The following is a 20,093-nucleotide window of genomic DNA, read 5'->3' as shown; positions in this document are numbered from 1 at the left end:
CCGGGATATACGGGGCGATCCGGGGATCACTGTTTGTAGAATCCAAACAATCCCCTCTTCCAGGAGCCCGCATGGACCGCATCGACGCGATGCAGGCCTTCGTCCGCGTGGTGGAAACCGGCAGCTTCACCCGGGCCGCCGACACGCTGCAGACCAGCCGCACGCGGGTGACCCAGCTGGTGCAGCAGCTGGAGGCGCACCTGCGCGTGAAGCTGCTCCACCGCAGCACGCGCCGGGTCGGCGCCACCGCCGATGGCGCGGCGTACTACGAACGCGTCGTGCGCCTGCTGGCCGACCTGGACGACGCCGAAACCAGCCTGTCGGCCGCCTCGGACGCGCCGCGCGGGCGCCTGCGGGTGGACGTGCCGGCGCCCTTGGCCAGCCTGATCGTCGTGCCGGCGCTGCCCGCCTTCCACGCGCGCTACCCGGACATCCAGCTGGACCTGGGCGCCAGCGACCGCAAGGTGGACCTGATCGACCAGAACGTGGACTGCGTGGTCCGCGGCGGTGAGCTGACCGAACCGTCGCTGCGCGCGCGCCACGTGGCCGACCTGGCGCTGGGGGTCTATGCCGCCCCCGCCTACCTGGCGCGCGTGGGGACGCCCGCGCATCCGCAGGCGCTGGAAAGCGACCCCCACCGCATCGTCGGCTATCGCGGCGCGCGTACGGGCGCGCCGCCGGCGTACGCGATGCAGCGCGGCAGCGAGCAGGTACGCGTCCACGGCCGGCACGTGCTGTCGGTGGACGACGGCAACGCCTATCTCGCCGCCGGCCTGGCCGGCCTGGGCGTGCTGTGGCTGCCGCAGTACATGGCGCGCACGCCGGTCGCGCGTGGCGATCTTGTGCCGCTGTTCGAGGACTGGCAGCTCGCCCCGATGCCGCTGTACGTGGCCTTCCCGCCCAGCCGGCATGTCAGCCGCAAGCTGCGGGTGTTCATCGACTGGATCGTGGCCCTGCTGGCCCAGCACGCGCCGGCCATCACGCCGCCACGATGATGCAGGCGCGGCGCACCTCACGTCGTGCCGCCGCCGTGCACCGTCGCGCGGCCGGTCCACGGCGCAGGCCGCGGTGCGTCCGGCCCAGCGATCGCGCTGGCGACGCTAGGGCCTGAGCCAGTGCAGCAGGTCCGGATAGCGGCCGCCGGCATCCCCGTCGGACGGCGGGCCGGCCACCGTCATGCCGCAACGCGCCAGTCCCGCGCTGCCCGGATACACGCCCATCGAGAACGTGGCGATCAGTGCTTCCGCGTGGCCGTGGTAACCGCCGGGGTGGAACAGCACCGCGGCATCCAGGCCCATCTTCATGCAGGCCGCGTACGCCCAGGCGGTCGCTTCGGCTTCGCCCCGTGGGCAGGCTCGTGCTGCGCGTCCAGTGCGTCGGACAGCGCGGCACGCAAGGCAGCGGGGGTCAACGCGATATGGCCGGCCTCGTGCAGCAGGTCGCCGGGCCATTGCAGACGCTGGCGGTCGAACACCAGCGTGCCGCGGTGGATGCGCACGCCCGACAGGAAACAATCGTCCGGCACGCGGCCTTCCGTCACCACCAGGCCGATTCCGCGCAGAAAGGCCACGATCCTGTCCGTCACCCCTGCCTGGCCTTCCCCTGCACGCTGCTGCTCCCCGACTGCGCCGCCAACGATGATATCGGCAGGCATGCGTGGACATGCCGCCGGAGCTGCCCGGGTCGCGTCGGTACCGGCGTAAGCTGTCGCCATGACGACGTTCGCCTCGCTGCTGGGCACCGGGCTTCCGCTGATCCAGGCCCCCATGGCCGGCGTGCAGGATGAGGCACTGGCCCTGGCCGTGGCGGGCGCCGGTGGCCTGGGATCGCTGCCGTGCGCCCTGCTGGAGCCCACGCGGCTCGCAGCCGCGCTGCAGGCCTTCGCCACGCTGGCGCAGCCGATCAACCTGAACTTCTTCTGCCACGCGATGGCCGGGCCCGATCCCGATGAGCACGCGCGCTGGCGACAGGCCCTGGCCCCGTACTACGACGAGTACGGCATCGCCCCGCCCGCGCCGTCCACCGCAGGTGCACGCCGTCCGCTGGATGCGGCGACGGTGGATCTGCTGGCAGCGTTCCGTCCGCGCATCGTCAGCTTCCACTTCGGCCTGCCCGATGCCGCGCTGCTGGCACGCATCAAGGCCTGGGGCGCGGTGGTGCTGTCCTCGGCCACGACGGTGGAAGAAGGCCTGTGGCTGCAGCGCCATGGCGCGGATGCGGTGATCGCGCAGGGCATCGAGGCCGGCGGCCACCGCGGCCATTTCCTGTCCGACGACCTGTCGCGGCAGCCCACTACGCACGCACTGGTGGCGGCGCTGGCGCGGACGCTGACGGTGCCGGTGATCGCCGCGGGCGGCGTGGGCGAGCGCGCCGACGTGCGCAGGCTGTTGGACGCGGGCGCCAGTGCGGTGCAGGCCGGCACGGCCTATCTGCTGTGCCCGGAAGCCACCACCTCGCCGGTCCATCGCGCCGCCCTGCTGCAGCCCGCGCGCGTGGCCGCGCTGACCAACCTGTTCAGCGGCCGGCCCGCACGCGGCCTGGTCAACCGCTTGATGCGCGAGCTGGGCCCGCTGTCGGACCGGGCACCCGCCTTCCCCTGGGCCTCGCAGGCGCTGGCGCCCCTGCGCGCCGCCGCCGAGGCGCGTGGCCGCGACGACTTTTCCCCGCTGTGGTCCGGCGCCCGGCCCGGCACGCTGGCCGGGCTGGATGCCGCGCAGGTGACCCACCGCCTGATGGGCCTGGACTGAGCGCGTGCCCCCGGGCGTCGGCGGGATTCGCGCGGGCAGCGGCGGGTTCGATCGTCCCCAGCACGGTTTCGTCGCACCCGGCTTGCCGCGGGCGGAGGGCGGGGACAGGATCGGCGCTGTCTCGTCCGATCTCCCCTGCCCGAGGACCTGGAACATGAAGACCCTCATCGCGCTGCTGGCCTGGTGCCTGCTGTTCGTCCTGTGCTGGCCGCTGGCCCTGCTGGCCCTGGCGGCCTGGCCGCTGGTGTGGCTGCTGTCGCTGCCGTTCCGGCTGGTCGGCATTACCTGCTCGGCGCTGTTCGCGTTCCTGCGGGCGCTGCTGATGCTGCCGGCGCGCCTGCTGGGCGGGCGCCCGCACGCACCGCTGGTGTCGGCATGACCCCGGCACGTTCGCGCCTGGCGAAGGCCGTGCTGACCGGCCTGATGGGCACCGTGCTGCTGTTCGGCGCGGTGGAATCCGCCGCCGCGGCCGAGCGCACGCCCGAGCAGCTCACGCAGGTGATCGACGGGCTGGACACGGCGGTATTCGATGCGTTCAACACCTGCGCCGACCCTGCCCGACTGGCCGAACACGCGGCCTACTTCGACCCGGCGGTGGAGTTCTACCACGACAACGGCGGCGTCACCTGGAGCCGCGACGAGATGATCGGGCGCACGCGCGCCAACGTGTGCGGGAACTACCGGCGCGAGCGCGTGCCGGGCACGCTGAAGGTCTTCCCCATCAAGGATTTCGGCGCCATCGCGCAGGGCACGCACCGTTTCTGTCCGCTGGGATCGACGGACTGTGCGGGCGAAGCGGACTTCGTGATGGTGTGGCGCGAGCGCGACGGCCAGTGGCAGGTCACGCGCGTGCTGAGCTATGCGCACCGGCAGGCCGCGCGCTGAAATCGGCGCTGAAGCGCGCGTCCGTCAGGGACGGCTTTCGCTGATCTCTTCCAGGATGCCCCAGGCGTTACCGTTGCACGCCGCCACCTTGAGCGTTATCGGGCTGGTGTAATCCTTCAGCAGCGAATAGCGGGACGCGGAGATGCGCACGGCATCGCCTTCGCGGGTGAACGCCACCGAGGAAAATGTGCTGCGGTCGCCACGCTGCCGGGCGACTGGCATTGCGGCGCGTACGAGATCCTTGTACTGCGCTGCCGACAATTCCAGCGTGCGCTCGGTGCCATCGGGAAAGCGCCGCGTATTGCTTATCCGCGCCGCGTCGCAGTAAAGATCGGCGAAGGCCGGATCGAAGGCGTCGGCCAGTTGTCGATAACGCTGGAACAGCGCCTGTGCCTGCATGGTGTCGTCGGCATGGACGGGCATCGCAGTGGACAGCAGCAGGAGCGACAGGACGAACGAGCGCATGGACGAAGTCTCCCCGGAACGGGCGCCGAGTCTAACCGGTACGCCGCGGACCGGCATCGACACCGGTCCTGCACTTCGCACCCGCTTCACACAGCCCCCGTCACCGGCGCACGCCGGCCGTGGATCCTGCGTCCGGCATGCCCACCGCCGACACGGAGACCGACCATGACGCACGACACCTATCGCAACGCGATCGCCTGGATACGGGTATTGCGCCCGCTCGTGTGGGGTGGCGCGGCCCTGTTGCTGCTGACGCCGTGGGTCGCGATGCGTTTCACGGACGAGGTGGCATGGACGGGAGGCGACTTCGTGGTGTTCGGCGCGATGCTGCTGGCCGGCTGTGTCGCCTTCGAGACGACGGCGCGTGTCGCGCGCGTGCCCAGCTACCTGCTGGCCAGCGCCATCTCCATCGGCGCCGGCTTCCTGCTGCTGTGGGCGAACCTGGCCGTGGGCATCGTCGATGAACCGGGCCATCGTGCCAATCTGCTCTTCCTTGGCGTGCTGGTGGTCGGCGCGCTCGGCGCCGGCGTTGCCAGGCTGCAGGCGCGTGGAATGTCCCGTGTGCTCGTCGCGATGGCGCTGGCACAGATGGCGGCAGGCAGCATCGCGATGGGCATGGACACGCAGGAATCACCGACGTTCGTGCTGGCCTTCACCGGCCTGTATGTCGTCGCCTGGCTGTTGTCCGCACGGCTGTTCCACAAGGCGGCCAGAGCACGTGCTGCCGGCTGATCAACGCGGCTTCGGGTGCCACAGCGCGTTGACGATGATCCAGCGGTCGCCGAAGCGGCCCATGTGGAAGTGGTCGACGAACCACGGCGTCTCCAGGCGGACGACGGCCGTCTCGGCGGTGACGTCGAGGATGCGGCAGCTGCGGTCCCATTGCGCCTTCGGTGTTTTCAGCACGCCCTGCCGGGTCAGCGAGACCAGTTCGTCCTTCGACATGCGACGCAGGCCAAGGCGCTCGTCGGGCGTGTCGCCGATGACGGCGCGCTTGGCCAAGTCCGGGTGCAGCGCACGCGCCACGCGCGCCGGGTCGGCTTCCAGCTGGCCGTCGATGTAGTCCAGGCAGGTGGCCTCGATGGCGGCCAGGGTGGCCGCATCGGCGGCGGGAACAGGCGCGGGCGCAGCGACGGCGGATGCCGCCATGACCAGGGACAGCAACGGCATCGGAAACTCCTGAGGACGGATGCCCGTATCGTGCCGGTGCGCCACGGCCATGGCACGTGCCGGAAGTCCGGCCGCCGTCCGGGGACGTCAGGGGGTGTAGCCGATCCTCGGCCCGAGCCCCGGCGGGTCGGCGGGTGGTCGTTCTCGATGGCCACCGAGAGGCCGATGATACTGCTGGGTCAGTCGCCTGAGAGTGCGGCGTCCGCCAGCGCGTCGAGATCGGCATCGGCGCGGAAGCCGAGGGCGAGCGCCGGCGCGGCGTCGAGCGGCGGCATGGCGCCGAAGAGGCGCCGCAGGTTGTCGTCATCCCCCCAGCGGATACGGGCCTGCTCGCCGGTGACGCGGCAGACCGCATCGCATACGCCCTGCAGATCGGCACGCAGGACCGGAGGCTGGACGACGGTCCAGGCGGGGCTGGCCAGCCGGGCGGCGTGCAGCAGGGTGGAGACCGCCGCTTTCCTCGACATCCACCAGCAGGTGCTGGCCGCGGGGATGGGACAGTCATAGGGCTCGCCGGCCGCGATGCGGTGGAAGATCTGGCTCATGAACGCCGATCCGTGCCCGCTCTGGCCGACCGGCCGGGCGACGATGCCGGGAAAGCGCAGGCTGATGGCCGAGAGCACGCCGCGCCGTGTCATGTCGGAGAGCAGGATTTCCGTCATCAGCTTGTGAGCGCCATAGGTGAGAAGCGGCGCCGGCCGGGTTTCCGCCGTCACCGTGCGCTCATCCAGATCACCGTACACCGCGATCGATGAGGCGAAGACGAAGCGGGCGCCGAGACGATGTGCCGCTACCGCGTGCGCCAGCGCCAGGGGTGCCAGCAGATTGACGTGATGGCCGAGATCCTGTTCCCGTTCGGCCAGACCGCCGGGAACGCTTGCCAGGTGAAAGACAAGATCGAAACCCGGCTCCAGCAGGGTTTCGAGAAATTCCCGGTCGCCGAGATCGCCGGAGATGGTTTCCGAGCCAGAAGGAGCCGGTCCGGCAAAGGCCCGGTCGGTCAGGACAATCCTTTGCGCATCGGGATAGGCTTGCGGGAGCGCGGCGGCCAGTCCCCGTCCCAGAAAACCGTCGGCGCCGGTGACCAGGATTCGCATCAGGCCCGCACCACGCCCTGGTCGATCACCCCGAACGGGGCGGAGCCATCCGGCAGACGCGCCTCCATCCGCACGCGATCGCCCCAGGTGAGGAAGGGGGTACGCGCGGCGCCTTGGTCGAGAAGCTCGATCACGCGGATTTCCGATATGCAGGACGAGCCGGCGTTTCGATCCGCATTGGAAACCGTGCCCGAGCCGACGATTGTGCCGGCCGAAAGCCTGCGGGTGCGGGCGCAATGGGCGATCAGTTGGCCGAAGGAGAAATGCATCTCGTCACCACGGGCGCGTCCGACTTCACGGCCGTTGATTTCGACATGCAGGGGAAGGTTGACGCGTCCCTTCGCCCAGTGCGGGCCGAGTTCATCCGGCGTGATGGCGACGGGCGCGAAGGCGGTGGAGGGCTTTGCCTGCAGGAAGCCGAACCCGGCGCGCATTTCGCGGGGACCCAGTGCGCGCAGCGACCAGTCGTTGATCTGCACCAGCAGGCGTATATGGGCTTCCGCCTGCCCGGCCGCCGTCCCCATCGGCACATCCGACAGCACTGCGCCGAACTCGCCTTCCATGTCGATCAACAGCGCGTCGTCTGGGAATTCGACATCGGCAAGCGGGCCACGGAAGTCGTCGCTGGCGCCCTGATAGATCAGCGGGACCGTCTCGACGTCCGGATTGGGCGGATTGTCGAAGGCCTTGTCCATCAGCCGCCCGTGATTGAGAAACGCCGATGCATCCAGCCATTGCGGTGCGCGCGGCAGCGGCGCCAGGCAACGCCGCGGCTCGAAACGGGTCGCGAACGGTTCCTCGCCCGCGTTCAGCCGATCGTAGAGGCTGGCCAGGTGCAGAGAAACGGCCTCCCAGTCTTCGATGGCCGAGAGCAGCGAGGCTGCAATGCCGGTTGCCGGCACTGCCAGCGTCAGATCGCGCGAGACCACCCACAATTGACCGTCGCGGCTTCCGTCATGGCAGGTTGCGAACTTCATGGGGATCTCTTTGGTTCCATTCGAGGCCGGTTAGGCCTTCGGGGCATTGCGCTTCATCGCTCGGCGAGGCTCGCGGCGAGCGCGGGCTCGTAAGCGCCGGAGACGAGCACGAAGAGCATTCGGCACATCCTGCCGGAGCGGTTGGCCCAGGCATGGTTGGTGCCGCGCTGGATGACCACGGCACCGGTCTTCAGGGGGACCTCGCCATCATCCAGCACCAGGGTGATTTCGCCCTCGATGACGATGCCGTAGTCGATGGACTCGGTCCGGTGCATCAGCGGATGCGGTGAGTTCTCCTTGACCGTCGAGGCGCCCTTGTCGCCGATCTGCTCGAACATCTCGCCCATCCGCCCGGCCCCCGACGTCAGGAACTCCTCGGTGTCCGGCGGAATGTCGACGAAACGGATGCGGGTGCCGCCGGGCGGCGGCGGCAGCAGCAGCGGGCCCAGCGTCGGGTCGTCTTCGTTGGCCACGCGCGCGGGGCTTTCCGCCGTGGACCAGACCTCATGGAATACGGTGCCCGGAATGGCGGTGAGCTCCACGACGGTCGGCAGCGGTCCGACCTGGGTGAGAAGGGAGCGCCCGTCCTGGCTGTGTCCGGTCACGACGCGGGTAATGGGGGCAAGGAAGTGGGTCATGCGCTTTTCGCCTTGGTGAAGAAGCCGATGGAGATGATGCTCACGACGACGGCGGCGACGCCGAGCGCCGGATAGCCGAGGTTCTGGCCGAGCGCGCCGCCGACGATCGGCCCCAGTGCCGCGCCGACCATCAGCGTGGCCGGCGTGGCGGCAAGCGCGCGCCCGGTCGGATCGAGCTTCGCCAGTCGCCCGAAGGCGAACGTGTGGGTGAAGATCTGGATGGAGACGAAAACCGCCGCGGCGGGCGCCCACAGGTTGAATACCGTCGTCGACGTGACGATGACCGCGAGAACGGCCTGAACCGCAGGCCCGATCTGGGTGACCCGCGTCGCCGAGACGCGCGTCTGCAGGATGGCCGCCAACGGCGACGGCAGGATGAAGTTGACGAAACCCAGCGCGATCAGCACCGCGAGAACGCTATCGGACGAGAAGCCACGTGCCTTGCCGATGACTTCGACGAAGGAAAACACCATCGCCTGGTTGAAGGTCATGATGCTGATGCCGAAGATGGTCAGCCAGGTCGCACGGCTGAAGGGCCACCTTTGGTGTTCGACACCGCGCATGGGGTTGCGGAACAGCAGCGCGGAACTGAGGGTGGCGACCGCCATGATCCCGGCGAAAACCTGGAACAGGACCGGGCCGCCCTGGGCGATCAGCAACCGAGGGATGACGGCAAGCAGAATGATGGCAAGCAAGCCGAGCGTGATACCGGCCAGCGCGTACAGGCGATGCGGGTTGGCGGCGTGTCCCATCGTCCCGTGCACCATGGACAGCGCGACGCCGACCGACAGGCCCGCGACGATGTGCAGCAGGGCGAGCGGCATGAAGCCGGCCCGTGTGGACGCGAGCAGGAAGGCCGCCGCGGCCGTGCCGAAGCCCAGGGTCGCGGCCACTCGCTGGTTCATCCTGTCGAAGCGCGGGGCGACCAGGGCACTTGCGAGTACCGCGCCGACCAGGAACAGGGTCGCCAGCGCGCCTGCCTGCTGCGGACTGAAGCCGTAACGCTCGACCAGCGCGCCGATCCAGACGGGCAACGCGATGAGATCCAGCATCCCCGAGAAATGGCCGATGACGAGGGCGGCGACCCCGGCCACTCCGAATTTTTGTCCTGACATTCGCGTTCCTCCAGCAGATGGGACGGCGGCCATCGGTGCGCGGTCTCCCGAACCGCCGCACCACCACGACTTTTTTCAGATGGCTTCCGCCAGCGTTTTCATGGACGCCTGCATGATCGCGGCATGCGCCTCGCGGCTGCCGCCATGGATCTCGATGTCGGCCAGTTGGCCGGAATTCTCGACCACCATCCGACAGCGCTCCCAGCGTCTTGCTTCGAATGCGGCAAGCGCGGCACCGACATCGCTGCCTCGTCCCAGTTCTTCGGCCAGCACCATGGCGTCCTCGATGCCGATGCAGGCGCCGGCCGCCAGGTGCGGTGTCGTGGCATGCACGGCATCGCCGATCAGCACCACGCGGCCCTTGAACCAGGGCCTGGGCAACAGCATCTGCTGGAGCGGGCGGTAGATGATCTGATGTTCGTAGGACAGCTCAGACGCGATCCTGCGGATGATCGGCGAGGGAAAGCGCTCCAGCAGGCCCCGCAAGGTCTCCACCAGCACCTCCGGCGGAACGAAGTCGTTGGTGGGGCGGTCTTCGGTCAGGAACAGGTAGGCCTGGTCCTGGTTGACGCCGTTCAAGCCGACCTTGAGCTTCGGGCCCATCCACATGGCGACGGTGTCGATGCCCTCCGGCCTTGGCAGCACGGCGCGCCAGACCGACTGGCCGATGAAGCGGGGTTTGGGCGCTTCGGGAAAGATCTTGGCGCGGACGGCGGAATACAGGCCGTCCGCACCGACGACGAGATCGTAGGTATCCGCACTGCCGTCGCTCAAGGTGACGCGCACGCCGTCCTCGCCCTGCACAATGTCGGTGAAGGTGAGGCCCAGGCGAACCCGGGTGGCGGAAGAGCGCACGGCTTCGGAAAATATCCTGGCGAGCGCCGGACGCATGATGCCGCCCCCGCCGGGGATGTCGGGGCCGGCCACGCGCGGGGTCGGCAGCGTGACCAGCACGGCGTCGTCCGGCCCGCGCATCTGCACGCCGTCGCTGACGAAGCCTTCCTCGAAGAACCGGTCGATCAGGCCAAGGTCCCGCAGCACCCGCAGCGTCGAGCCGTGCAGGCTGATGCCGGCGCCATAGGAGCGCCACCCTGCGTCGATCTCGACCAGATCCACCGCGAAGCCCTGGCGGGACAGTTGCAGCGCCGCGGTCATGCCGGCGAAGCCGCCGCCGATGACAAGCACTTTGATACTGGAATTCATGGGGTCTCCTCCTCTGCGGGCGCGGCGACGAACACCTCTCCTTCGTCGCTCACGGCAATATCCACGGCTGTCAGCTTCTGTCCCAGGCAGGGCCCAAGAACGCATTGGCCGGTATCGATTTCGAACAGCGCGCCATGCGAGTGGCAGGTCAGATGGGTCTTTTCGCCATTCAGGTAGGCATCGGTCTTCCAGGCCATCGGCGTGCCGGCGGCATAGTGCGGGCAGGCATCGAGCCAGGCGTGCAGAACGCCCCGGCGCCGGATCAGGACGATCTTGCGGCGCGCTCCGTCGAAGGGGCCGAAGCCTTTCGCCTCGGCCTCGCCGATCTCGTCGGACCGGCATACGTAGTGGAGTTTTCGCGTGGCGCTCTGCATGGGTCAACCCTTCGCGCCGGGCGGCGGACCTCCGGTGGGGGCCCACTTCTCGCGCATCTCGAACAGCACGATCTGCGAGGCCTCGGCGCCCATCGGCGCTTCGCGCGCGATCCAGCTGTCGTCGTGCTTGTCCATGTCGGCGTCATATTCGAAATGGCAGCCGAGCGGACTGTTGAAGTACCAGAACCAGTTGGATCCGAACTTGTGCCGGCCGGGGCCCCAGAAACTCTGATAGCCCTTCTTCACGAAGCGCGTTCCCGCCACCATCAGCTCGGTCGGACCCCCCATGTGGAAGGCCAGGTGCTCGCACCCCTTCATGTATTCGGGCGTGCGGATGAAGAAGAGCGTGTGGTGGTCGTCGTTCGCTTTCGAGCGCAGGAAGGGCCCGGCCCCGGTCAGCGTGTCGGTGATCACGAAGCCGAGGCGGTCGCAATAGAACCGGGCGGCGATGTCGGTATCGGGAACGAACAGCACGACATGGCTGAGCGTGCGCGGCAGCGCCGGCATGTCTTCCCAGACGCCGATTTCGTTCGGCTTGCGTTGCGCCGGCGCGCCCGGCGCATTGATCTTTTCCGCGGGCATGACGAGTTCGCGGCGGATCGTGACCTGGAACTTCAGCTCGAAGCCATGGTCGTCCTTCAGCTCGATCGAGCCGTCGGACAGGCGTACCACCCGGCGGTCCCTGGAAAGCTCCGCTTCGATCGCGTCCAGATCTTCGGCGCAGCGCACGCCATAGACCTGCTGGCGCAGCCTGTTCGACGTCGGCAACGGTGCAGGCAGCGAAGGATCGGACGTGTGGCGGATGATGATGCCCGTGCCGTCCAGCGCCTCGAACAGGCCGCCGGCAGCGGTCACGTCCATCGGCTTCAGGCCGAAGGCCGCCAGGTATTCACAACAGGCGGCGACATCGTCGACGCCGAAGACCAGATAATCAGGCCCGATGATGTTCATGGGATATTCCTTTCTGTTCCGATGTCTCGATCAGCCTGCGTGGAGAACATGTTCGCGGGCGATCGCCAGGCAGTAGCGCGTATCGGCGGGAGCGAGCGACGGTGCGGCGTCGCGGCAGGCCTGCGCGAAGGCAAGCCCGGCGACCTCGTCCGGCAGCCAGAATTCGTCGACGGCCTGGACCGGCCCCGGAAACAGCGGCAGGTTCCGACACTGACCGAAGAGGCCGAAATCCGCGCCATTGGCGGCATCGGGCACTGTCTTGGCGTCCGGTGCATGGTTGAACCAGAACAGGAAGACTTTCACGGCGCCGTCCCGCACGCCCGGTGGCAGGATCGTCTCTTCGGTGACCGGCAGGCCGAAGACGCAGGAGGCATCCACCATCCTGGGCTCGTCCGGCTGCAGTTGCTCGAGATAAAAGGGCGTCTCGCGCGAGGATTTCGCCGCCGCCATGTCCGGGAACCAGACCTCGGTGACGAAATCCAGGCCGAGCGAGAGGGCCTTGGGCTGCCTGTCCCCGCCGAAATAGATGCCGTCGAAGACATGGTTCTGGACGTAGCGGCGCGGCGCCTGGGACGGCTCGCGGGCGACATAGTCCAGCACCAGCCTGCCGTGATGGTCCTTCATGTGGGCACGGTGTTCGCCCAGCGTCTGCCCGGGACGGCGCCGACCGCAGATCATGGTCTTGATCGTCATGCTGCTTGCTCCGCGACCGTGCGTCCGCCCAGGGTTTCCGCGACCCAGTCGGCGATGTAGGCGCCGGCATTGGCGGAATTGTCGAAGCTCGAATGCTGCACGCCGCCGGTGCGCGCATCGAAGATCTTCAGTTCGCGCCTCGGGCTGTTGACCAGCTGGTCGTAGGTGGCATGCGCCCACTGCAGGGGGATCTGGCTGTCCTTCTCGCCATGGGTCACCAGGAAGGGCACGCGGATCCGGTCGAGGATGCCGTCCAGATGGACGTTTTCAGCAATCCGCATGAACTCGTCCATGTCCTGGGCGCCCCAGACCCACATGACATGGCTCCAGTAGTGGGGGACCGGGAAATTGCCCTCGCGGGCGAGGCGCTTCTTCTGCACGTCGCGCCAGTCGTGGTTGGCACCCCAGACGACGCCGCAGGCGAACCGCGGCTCGAAGGCGACCGCGCGCGGACAGTAGTAGCCGCCCAGCGACACGCCCTCCATGCCGATGCGGCTGGGATCGACCTCCGGCCGGCCCTCCAGCCAGTCGACGACGCGGCTGGCCCAGTGCTCGCTGTCGAAGCGGGCGGTGAGCCCCTGCAGGCGGAGCGCTTCGCCGGTGCCCGGCTGGTCGACGATCAGCGAGGCCACGCCGCGCTTGGCCAGCCAGCCCGGCAGGCCGACGAGAAACTTCATCTCCTTGGTGCTGTCCAGACCGTTGACCTGGACCAGCAGCGGCGCGGGTCCCTCGACACCTTCTGCGGGCACATGGAGCGCCGAAAGATGCGTTCCCTCGTAAGGGATCTGCACCCGGCGGCAGGGCGAGCCGGAAAGCACCAGACCTCTCTCGAAGGTGGCGAGAAAGCGCTGGTAAAGCGCCACGCGCCCCTCCGAACCATGCGCCAGCAGGCGCTCGGCGGTCAGCATGTAGTTGGCGGCACGGATCAGCTTGTCGCCGGCCGAAATCAGCCGACCCCTGGCTTCGTCTTCGTCGGCAAGCGATACCAGCTTGTCCGCCATCCTGACCCAGGTTTCGCGGAAGGCCTGGGTTCCGGCCGCATCCGGCGCCTTGGCCGCGTCCTGCAGCGGGGCGCACATTTCCTCGATCTCTCCCATCCGGGCGCCCATCTCGATCGACAGATCGACCGACAGGTTCCAGACGTAGTTGCTCGGGAAGTATTTGAACATCGGGTCTCCTCCAGGCCGCCGCGGGCGGCGCGAATTTCACCGGGAGGACAGCCGAGCGATGGCGTGGCTCGACCGGCCACACGACATCACTTCCTCCCGAGGACAAGACTCAACGAAGATCGACCTGTTTACAAAATTGCTTTGATGAATGATTAATATTCACGTCATGAATATCCGGGAGGAAACTCATGCGTTTCAAGAACCTTGATCTGAACCTGCTGGCGGCGCTCGATACGCTGATCCGTGTCCGCAATGTCAGCCGTGCGGCCGAGCAGATGTTCATCACCCAGTCGGCGATGAGCAATGCGCTCGGACGACTGCGGGACTATTTCGACGATCCGCTGCTCATCCAGGTCGGGCGATCCATGGAATTGTCGCCACTGGCCGCATCGCTCGAACAGCCGGTGCGCGACATCATCGTCCGGATCGAGGCCGCGGTCGTTTCAACCCCGTCGTTCGCTCCTGAGGACTCGAGCCGGAGCTTCAGCTTCATCGTGTCGGACTACACCGTCCTGACCATCATGCCGGCGTTTCTCCAGCGTCTGCAGGAACGGGCGCCCGGCATCCAGATCGAATTCAAGCCGCAGCAGAACTATCCGCACCTCCTGCTGGAACGTGGCGAGGCCGACCTGTTGATCGCGCCCACCCTCTTCTGCTCCACCCATCATCCGATGGAAACGCTGCTCGAAGACAGGCTCTGCTGCGTCGTCGATGCGGACGGGCCGTTTTCCACGGGCGTGATGTCGCAGGCCGACTTCCTTTCCGCCGGCCATATCGTGATGCAACCGCCCAATGGCGGCGAGAGCTTCGCCCAGCGCGCTTTCAATGGCTTGGGCATCAAGCTCAGGATCGAGGTGACCACCTTCTTCTTCGCGTCGCTACCGCTGCTCGTGCGTGGAAGCCGAAGAATCGGTCTGGTGCAACGGAGCCTGGCGCAGGTACTGTCGAAACTCGGCGGCGTCAGGATCGTGGAGCCACCGTTTCCGTTGCCCGCGCTGCAGCAATCGCTGCAGTGGCACAGCTACCGGACACGCGATCCGGCCCTCTCGTGGATACGCGAGCAGCTCCACGAGACGGTCCGCGTGATTGCTGAGGATCGCGCGGCCGAGGGCATGGATCATGTGAGGTGACGAATGATCCGTACCGGCTATTTTTCCTGCAAATAGCTCGTATTGCCAATGACCATTTTACATCCGCCAAGCGCCGGCATATTTCGGATGCCGGGTGGCATCGGGTTTCCCTGGGAGATCGCGATGCACCGGTGGCGAGGTGGCCGCCGAGAGGGAGGGGCAGCAGACAATCGGGATGACCAGACTCGCAGACCGCGAGGATGATGTCGTGCACGCGTCTGCGACCCGGAATTCCTTCTCTCGAACATCGTCGTCGTTGTTCATGTGAGGAGGATGAATGATGAAATTCAGAAAGTTCGGGCTTGCCGCTGCGCTATCGGCAACAACGCTCTGTCAGGCGCAGGCCGCCGAGAACGGCAACACGCAGTATTCGCCGGGTTCACCGCAATTCTACGCGGCGAGCATGCCACCCTACCCTGGTCTCTATTTTCTTTCCCAGACTAACTATTTCACCGCCGACCGGACCAACGACTCGAACGGCGACAAGGTGCCGATCGACTTCGAGGTCAAGGCGCTGGCGGAAACCTTGCGCTTCCTCTACGTCAGCGACACCAGAATCGGCAGCGCCCAGGTATGGGGGCAGCTCGTCGTTCCGGTCGTCCATGTCGACACGTCGCTGCCATTCGGCGAGGACACCGCGCTCGGCCTCGCCGACATCACCACCTCCGTGGGACTGGCCTGGCACCCGGATCGCAAGAATTCGTTCGTGGTGGGTCTGGACGTGGCATTGCCCACCGGCAAGTACGAGGTCTCCGACATCGCCAATATCGGCACCCACCACTGGTCCGTTCAGCCGACCGTCGGCTACCACTATTCGGATCCGCAGGGTCTCGAGGTCGCCACCACGGCACGCCTGATCTTCAACTCGAAAAACACCGAAACCGACTACACCTCCGGTACGGAATTCGTGCTGGATTATGCGGTGGGCTGGAACGTCGACAAGTGGCGCATCGGCGCCGTGGGCTACTATCTCGAGCAGTTGGAGGACGACGACGGCACGGCGGTTGCGGCCGACGGGCACCGCGGCAAAGGTTTTGCCATCGGTCCGTCGCTGACCTATTCCGTCAATCCGGGCATGCAGTTCAGTGCGTCGTGGCAGCACGACGTTTTTTCGGAGAACCGGGCCCAAGGTGACGCGGTCTGGGTCAACTTCGCCACCAAGTTCTAGGATCGATCGCGGGGAGCGGGCGGCCCGCCCCTCCCCGCGGTTCATGCTTGACCCGCTCGGCAGAGAAGAGGGCGGCGGCAAGGGCGCCCGGTTCGACCACGCCGCGCAACGCCTCTTCGAAAGGAATCGCATGCATGGCCTCCCGGGCACGGAAAGCGTCCGGACGAGGAACGGGCAGGCACGGATCCGGCACCCCGGCGGCTCAGGGCAGCCAGAGTTTCTCCAACTGGCGGAAACCCCACTTCTCCGGCGACTCGATGCCGAGGATGCGCTCCCTGCCCTCGCTGGCGGCCAGGTCGATGTCGACCTGCAGCAGTTGCGTACGCGATTTGGCCGAGTAGAACACGCGCACGCGGGGGGCCAGCAGCGTGCCGGGGTTCTGTTCCACCACCACCGCCAGGCGGTCGCTGGACAGGCGGACCAGGGTGCCCACCGGGTAGATGCCCAGGCCGCGCACGAAGGCCTTCAGCAGCTCGGTGTCGAAATGGCCCTGCCAGCCGGCCATGCGGCGCAGGGATTCGCCCGGGTCCCAGCCGGCCTTGTACGGGCGGTTGGAGGTGATGGCGTCGTAGACATCGCAGATCGCGCCCATGCGGGTGAGCACCGGCAGGGCGCTGCCCGGCAGCCGGTCGGGATAGCCGGTGCCGTCCACGCGCTCGTGGTGGTGGCGGGTGATGTGCAGCACGCCCTCCTGGGTGATGCCGCCCTCGCGCAGCAGGCGCTCGCCGTGCACGGGGTGCTGGCGGATGACGTCGAACTCCTCGTCGGTCAGCCTGCCGGGCTTGTTCAACACCTCCAGCGGCATGGCGGCCTTGCCCATGTCGTGCAGCAGGCCGCCCAGTGCGGCCTCGCGCAGCTGCGCGCCGGACAGGCCGACCTCGCGACCCAGCATCACCATCAGCGCGCTCACCGCCACCGAGTGCAGATAGGTGTAGCTGTCGGCGTCCTTCAGGCGCGCCACGCTGACCAGCGCGGTGGGGTGGCGGTCGACCGAACCGGTGATCTCGTCTATCAGAGGCAGCGCCTGGCCGGCATCGACGCCACGCCCCAGCCTCGCCTCGCGGAACATGGCCTCCACGGCATCGCGGGCCTCGCCGCAGATGCGACGGGCGCGCGCCAGTTCGGCGGCGAAGTCGGGCCGGCCGTCGGGCAGCGCGATGCGGCGACGCTCGCCCTCGGCGGCGGCAACGTCGCTGGCGTGCGACCACGCCGGTGCCTCCGGCGAGGCGGCTTCGACAGCGGGCCCGTCATCCAGCCGGCTGCGCGCCAGGTCCACCACGACCTGCTGCACGCCGCTGTCCTGCAACTGCGCCAGCCGCGCCTGGTCCAGGACGAAGGAGGTGCGCCAGAACGGATGCTGCATCCAGGGCCCCAGCAGCCGCTGCACGTGCATGCCGGGCCGGAGCTCCGCCACATCGAGGGTTTTCAGCATGTACGACTCCGCGGACTGGGACTATCCTCCGGGCATCCGGCGATGCCGGCGGGACAGGCCCGGCCGCCCCGGGGACGATATCGGCACGGGAGGCCTGATGCTGAAGACCTATACCGGCAGCTGCCATTGCGGTGCGGTGCGATTCCAGGCGGACATCGACCTGGCCCAGCCCACCTACCGCTGCAACTGCTCGGTCTGCCGGCGCAACCGGTTCTGGCCGGCCATCGTGCCCCCGCAACACTTCCGCCTGCTGGCCGGCGAAGACGCGCTGACCGAGTACCGCTTCAACACGCGGCGCAACGCGCACTATTTCTGCCGGACCTGCGGCGTGCGCCCGTTCGGCGTGGGCAACGACGTGCCCGACGGGCAGCGCATCTACGGGGTGAACCTGGGCTGCCTGGAGGACGTCTCGCCCGAGGAACTGGCGGCCGCGCCGATCACCTACGTGGACGGCGCGCACGACCGCTGGGACCACCCACCGGCGATCACGCGCTACCTCTGAGAGGGCGCGGCCATCTCGGCGGCTTCGTACTGCACCTGGCCGCCGCGCATCACCCACACCACGTCGGACAGCGCCAGCACGTCGTCGGCCGGATCGCGACCCAGCAGCACCAGGTCCGCGTCCATGCCCGGCGCGGGCTCACCAAGAAAGCCCTAGGGCGACAAGTGCAGTCTCCAAGTCCTCAGACATTCGCTCCCTGACGACTGGATCTCCATTAGGCAACCGGCCGAACGCAGGTAAATGCAGATAGTTGCCCTCAGAAAAAAATAGCTAAACTCAAATTGGGCCCCTCGATTCACTCACCTCGTGAAAGGAACATCACATGAAAGTCCGAATGGCGGGATTCTTCTTTCTCTCGGCGCTCTGGACAAGCGCCTTCGCAGGAAATGGCGAAGAGATCTATGATCAAATGCCTGACTTGGGTGACCAAGAGTTCCGTATGACCTATGGCTACATGGATCGTGTCGGCGGCACTCTCACACTCGATTCCAACTTCGGATTGCTTACAGTCGATCCAGTGACAAGCACTGCCTACCTTTCTACCGGCTCAGGGATAGCTGAATACCCCCTTGGCTCGGCGCTATCTGCCGCAGGCCTAAACCCCAGCACACTCGATTTCTCGACCGCTTTCCCGGGCACAGACACATCATTGTTCATCATCAACCAGAATGATGATTGGCCAGGTGTCATCCCGCCCTGCGCATTAGTTCCCTGCCAGCGCGAATGGGATCCTGTAGATAGTGCCTGGGTCTATACATCAACACTGCAATACGACTTTGCGAACCCTGATCCACTCCTCGTACAAGACCATATCGCGTTCGAAAATTGGCGTGATGAGCGATGCGATGATTTTAACGAGAGCGTTATCGAAAGCTCTGTCGCCGCTGGCCCCACTGCAGCAGCATGTACGCTTGATGGCTGGGCATCGGAGCTAGCATGTGCAGGCGGCCTGATCCACCAAGCATATGAAGTCGGGCGTCGTAACAGCGCTATGACCGACTGTAACTCGGAATATCCTGGACCAGGGCGGTGGGAAGGCTCCAATCTACCTAGGAACCATGGCCAATGAATCTCGTCACATGGGCACCGCTCTTGGTGCTTTTAGTCTTGTTGCCGATCGCCTACTTTGCGTTGCGTAAACAACCCACGGAGCGAAAGCAGCTCATTGGGGCGTTCTGCTTGGGATTCATCGCTAACGCGCTGATCTCAAGTCTAATAAGTTCGTTGGTCTGAGAAAGCGACGGGCCCTAGCACCGGCCAGCACCTGCACCTCGCCCGCACGACCGACCGACACGATGCGCCCGTCGCGCACCACCACGACGGCATCGGCCAAGGGCGCGGCCTCGGGCGAGGCCACGACGGTCGCCCGCTCGATGGCCCAGGTCTGCGCATGGACGGCGCCGGCCATCGTGTACACCGCCACCAGGCACGCCAGCCACCCGGCCCATCTGCGTCGCATTCCTGTCTCCACCATGCGGCCTGCCGGCCGGCAGGGCAGTCTAGGGCATCGCGGCGCGAGCGCGCCCGCACGGTGAGGAAACGCGCGCCCTGTCATGTGTTTGCCACAGTCCGCCGAGCTTTTGCTAGGCTGCGGGAATCGTCGCCCAACGGCCGCGCGCAGGAGCTCCCGTGAGCACAACCACCGATCATCTGGAAAACGTTTTCAGCGACACTGCCCGCTCGCCGCTGCGACCGCGACCACAGGTGGATCTGTGCAGGCGCGGCGAGATCCGCGCGGAGAAGTTCCTCGACGCCGCCACCGAGGTGTTCGCCGAGAAGGGCTACCAGCACGCGCGGCTGAGCGAGATCGTCGCGCGCGCCGGTGGATCGCTGGCCACGCTGTACCGCATCTTCGGCGACAAGGAGGGCCTGGCCAGCGCCATCCTCGAACGCCGGCTGGACATGCACATCCACCTGCTCAGCGACCTCAACCTGACCGAACTGCCCCCCGAGCAGGCCCTGCGCAGGGTGGCGATCCGCATGGCGCAGGTCATGGCGCGCACCGATTCGCAGGTGGTGTACCGCATCGTGATCGGCGAGGGGCAATCGTTCCCCGCGCTGCGCGACTGGTTCCTGGACCATGCGGTGGCCTCCATCCGCGCCACGCTGACCGCCTATTTCGAGCAGCAGGTGGCCGCCGGCCGCATGCGGCTGGCCTCGCCCCAGGCCGCCGCACAGCAGTTCTACATGAGCCTGTTCGGCGACCAGATCTTCCGCCTGGCCGCGGGCAGCCACCACCTGCCCGACGTGGACACGCTGGAAGCCCAGGCCTTGGCTTCGGTGGAACTGTTCCTGCAGGGCGCCCTTCCGCGCTGACCCTCGCGGGGCCTTCACCCGGCCCTGCCCCGGCACCTGCCAGCATCCGCGGGTCATCCGG

The 20,093-nt window shown here is 67.2% G+C and carries 26 protein-coding genes; 11 read left to right on the top strand and 15 right to left on the bottom strand.

Features of this window, described 5'->3' with window-relative positions; translation table 11 throughout:
- Window positions 1-71 precede the first annotated feature (71 nt).
- Entirely contained in the window at window positions 72-995 is a 924-nt protein-coding gene (locus MUU77_RS07350; RefSeq protein WP_245093309.1) for a LysR family transcriptional regulator, read from the top strand.
- 105 nt (window positions 996-1,100) lie between these two features.
- On the opposite strand, the gene MUU77_RS07345 is transcribed toward MUU77_RS07350, so the two are convergent.
- Window positions 1,101-1,304 (bottom strand): hypothetical protein, encoded by a 204-nt coding sequence (locus MUU77_RS07345; RefSeq protein WP_245093307.1) that lies wholly within the window; start codon window positions 1,302-1,304, stop codon window positions 1,101-1,103.
- On the bottom strand, window positions 1,301-1,570 hold the full coding sequence (locus MUU77_RS07340) for a hypothetical protein (protein ID WP_245093305.1): 270 nt from the start codon (window positions 1,568-1,570) through the stop codon (window positions 1,301-1,303). Before MUU77_RS07340 ends, MUU77_RS07345 begins: the two co-directional genes overlap by 4 nt.
- Window positions 1,571-1,712: 142 nt before the next feature.
- On the opposite strand from MUU77_RS07340, the gene MUU77_RS07335 reads away from it, so the two are divergent.
- The 3 genes from MUU77_RS07335 (at window position 1,713) to MUU77_RS07325 (ending at window position 3,632) form a co-directional block, all read left to right on the top strand.
- Window positions 1,713-2,747, top strand: a complete 1,035-nt coding sequence (locus tag MUU77_RS07335; RefSeq protein WP_245093303.1) for a nitronate monooxygenase — start codon at window positions 1,713-1,715, stop codon at window positions 2,745-2,747.
- 154 nt (window positions 2,748-2,901) lie between these two features.
- Entirely contained in the window at window positions 2,902-3,126 is a 225-nt protein-coding gene (locus MUU77_RS07330; RefSeq protein WP_245093301.1) for a hypothetical protein, read from the top strand.
- Window positions 3,123-3,632 (top strand): nuclear transport factor 2 family protein, encoded by a 510-nt coding sequence (locus MUU77_RS07325; RefSeq protein WP_245093299.1) that lies wholly within the window; start codon window positions 3,123-3,125, stop codon window positions 3,630-3,632. The genes MUU77_RS07330 and MUU77_RS07325 overlap by 4 nt, the downstream gene beginning before the upstream one ends.
- 24 nt (window positions 3,633-3,656) lie before the next feature.
- Here the strand turns inward: MUU77_RS07325 and MUU77_RS07320 are convergent, their stop codons facing one another.
- Window positions 3,657-4,097: a hypothetical protein gene (locus MUU77_RS07320; protein ID WP_245093297.1), complete on the bottom strand. Its 441-nt coding sequence runs from the start codon at window positions 4,095-4,097 to the stop codon at window positions 3,657-3,659.
- Window positions 4,098-4,262: 165 nt separating this feature from the next.
- On the opposite strand from MUU77_RS07320, the gene MUU77_RS07315 reads away from it, so the two are divergent.
- Window positions 4,263-4,829 (top strand): hypothetical protein, encoded by a 567-nt coding sequence (locus MUU77_RS07315; protein ID WP_245093296.1) that lies wholly within the window; start codon window positions 4,263-4,265, stop codon window positions 4,827-4,829.
- Here MUU77_RS07315 and MUU77_RS07310 read toward each other — a convergent pair whose 3' ends face one another.
- The 10 genes from MUU77_RS07310 to MUU77_RS07265 form a co-directional block, all read right to left on the bottom strand.
- The gene (locus MUU77_RS07310) at window positions 4,830-5,267 is read right to left on the bottom strand and encodes a nuclear transport factor 2 family protein (protein WP_245093294.1); all 438 of its coding nucleotides are present in this window, start codon (window positions 5,265-5,267) and stop codon (window positions 4,830-4,832) included.
- Window positions 5,268-5,446: 179 nt separating this feature from the next.
- Entirely contained in the window at window positions 5,447-6,364 is a 918-nt protein-coding gene (locus MUU77_RS07305; RefSeq protein ID WP_245093292.1) for an NAD-dependent epimerase/dehydratase family protein, read from the bottom strand.
- The gene (locus MUU77_RS07300; protein ID WP_245093290.1) at window positions 6,364-7,341 is read right to left on the bottom strand and encodes a fumarylacetoacetate hydrolase family protein; all 978 of its coding nucleotides are present in this window, start codon (window positions 7,339-7,341) and stop codon (window positions 6,364-6,366) included. Before MUU77_RS07300 ends, MUU77_RS07305 begins: the two co-directional genes overlap by 1 nt.
- 53 nt (window positions 7,342-7,394) lie before the next feature.
- The gene (locus tag MUU77_RS07295; RefSeq protein WP_245093288.1) at window positions 7,395-7,979 is read right to left on the bottom strand and encodes a cupin domain-containing protein; all 585 of its coding nucleotides are present in this window, start codon (window positions 7,977-7,979) and stop codon (window positions 7,395-7,397) included.
- Complete coding sequence (locus tag MUU77_RS07290; protein WP_245093286.1) at window positions 7,976-9,094, bottom strand: MFS transporter; 1,119 nt, start codon at window positions 9,092-9,094, stop codon at window positions 7,976-7,978. Before MUU77_RS07290 ends, MUU77_RS07295 begins: the two co-directional genes overlap by 4 nt.
- Before the next feature lie 75 nt (window positions 9,095-9,169).
- Window positions 9,170-10,297, bottom strand: coding sequence for an FAD-dependent oxidoreductase (locus MUU77_RS07285; RefSeq protein WP_245093284.1), 1,128 nt, complete (start codon window positions 10,295-10,297; stop codon window positions 9,170-9,172).
- Window positions 10,294-10,671 (bottom strand): Rieske 2Fe-2S domain-containing protein, encoded by a 378-nt coding sequence (locus MUU77_RS07280; protein ID WP_245093282.1) that lies wholly within the window; start codon window positions 10,669-10,671, stop codon window positions 10,294-10,296. Before MUU77_RS07280 ends, MUU77_RS07285 begins: the two co-directional genes overlap by 4 nt.
- A 3-nt stretch (window positions 10,672-10,674) precedes the next feature.
- Complete coding sequence (locus tag MUU77_RS07275) at window positions 10,675-11,622, bottom strand: VOC family protein (protein WP_245093280.1); 948 nt, start codon at window positions 11,620-11,622, stop codon at window positions 10,675-10,677.
- Between the two features lie 30 nt (window positions 11,623-11,652).
- On the bottom strand, window positions 11,653-12,315 hold the full coding sequence (locus tag MUU77_RS07270; RefSeq protein ID WP_245093272.1) for an EthD domain-containing protein: 663 nt from the start codon (window positions 12,313-12,315) through the stop codon (window positions 11,653-11,655).
- Window positions 12,312-13,484 carry a prolyl oligopeptidase family serine peptidase gene (locus tag MUU77_RS07265; RefSeq protein ID WP_245093270.1) on the bottom strand — a complete coding sequence of 391 codons (1,173 nt, stop codon included), beginning with the start codon at window positions 13,482-13,484 and terminating at the stop codon, window positions 12,312-12,314. The genes MUU77_RS07270 and MUU77_RS07265 overlap by 4 nt, the downstream gene beginning before the upstream one ends.
- Before the next feature lie 188 nt (window positions 13,485-13,672).
- On the opposite strand from MUU77_RS07265, the gene MUU77_RS07260 reads away from it, so the two are divergent.
- Window positions 13,673-14,614: a LysR family transcriptional regulator gene (locus MUU77_RS07260; RefSeq protein WP_245093268.1), complete on the top strand. Its 942-nt coding sequence runs from the start codon at window positions 13,673-13,675 to the stop codon at window positions 14,612-14,614.
- A 280-nt stretch (window positions 14,615-14,894) separates the two neighbouring features.
- Window positions 14,895-15,782, top strand: a complete 888-nt coding sequence (locus MUU77_RS07255; RefSeq protein ID WP_245093266.1) for a transporter — start codon at window positions 14,895-14,897, stop codon at window positions 15,780-15,782.
- A 202-nt stretch (window positions 15,783-15,984) separates the two neighbouring features.
- On the opposite strand, the gene MUU77_RS07250 is transcribed toward MUU77_RS07255, so the two are convergent.
- Window positions 15,985-17,214, bottom strand: a complete 1,230-nt coding sequence (locus MUU77_RS07250; protein ID WP_245093259.1) for an HD-GYP domain-containing protein — start codon at window positions 17,212-17,214, stop codon at window positions 15,985-15,987.
- A 97-nt stretch (window positions 17,215-17,311) separates the two neighbouring features.
- Here MUU77_RS07250 and MUU77_RS07245 point away from each other — a divergent pair, with 97 nt between their 5' ends.
- Window positions 17,312-17,716 (top strand): GFA family protein, encoded by a 405-nt coding sequence (locus tag MUU77_RS07245; RefSeq protein ID WP_245093257.1) that lies wholly within the window; start codon window positions 17,312-17,314, stop codon window positions 17,714-17,716.
- On the opposite strand, the gene MUU77_RS18495 is transcribed toward MUU77_RS07245, so the two are convergent.
- Entirely contained in the window at window positions 17,707-17,841 is a 135-nt protein-coding gene (locus MUU77_RS18495; RefSeq protein ID WP_256452071.1) for a hypothetical protein, read from the bottom strand. The genes MUU77_RS07245 and MUU77_RS18495 overlap by 10 nt on opposite strands.
- A 197-nt stretch (window positions 17,842-18,038) precedes the next feature.
- On the opposite strand from MUU77_RS18495, the gene MUU77_RS07240 reads away from it, so the two are divergent.
- From MUU77_RS07240 to MUU77_RS07230, 3 genes are all read left to right on the top strand, one after another.
- Complete coding sequence (locus MUU77_RS07240; RefSeq protein WP_245093255.1) at window positions 18,039-18,785, top strand: hypothetical protein; 747 nt, start codon at window positions 18,039-18,041, stop codon at window positions 18,783-18,785.
- Between the two features lie 226 nt (window positions 18,786-19,011).
- Window positions 19,012-19,251, top strand: a complete 240-nt coding sequence (locus MUU77_RS07235; RefSeq protein ID WP_245093253.1) for a hypothetical protein — start codon at window positions 19,012-19,014, stop codon at window positions 19,249-19,251.
- Window positions 19,252-19,345: 94 nt separating this feature from the next.
- On the top strand, window positions 19,346-20,032 hold the full coding sequence (locus tag MUU77_RS07230) for a TetR/AcrR family transcriptional regulator (protein WP_245093251.1): 687 nt from the start codon (window positions 19,346-19,348) through the stop codon (window positions 20,030-20,032).
- The last annotated feature ends 61 nt before the right edge of the window (window positions 20,033-20,093 follow it).

The organism is Pseudoxanthomonas sp. F37 (genome assembly GCF_022965755.1).
GTDB lineage: Bacteria > Pseudomonadota > Gammaproteobacteria > Xanthomonadales > Xanthomonadaceae > Pseudoxanthomonas_A.
Note: the sequence above shows the minus strand (reverse complement) of the source record. Positions and strands in the feature narration are given on the sequence as shown.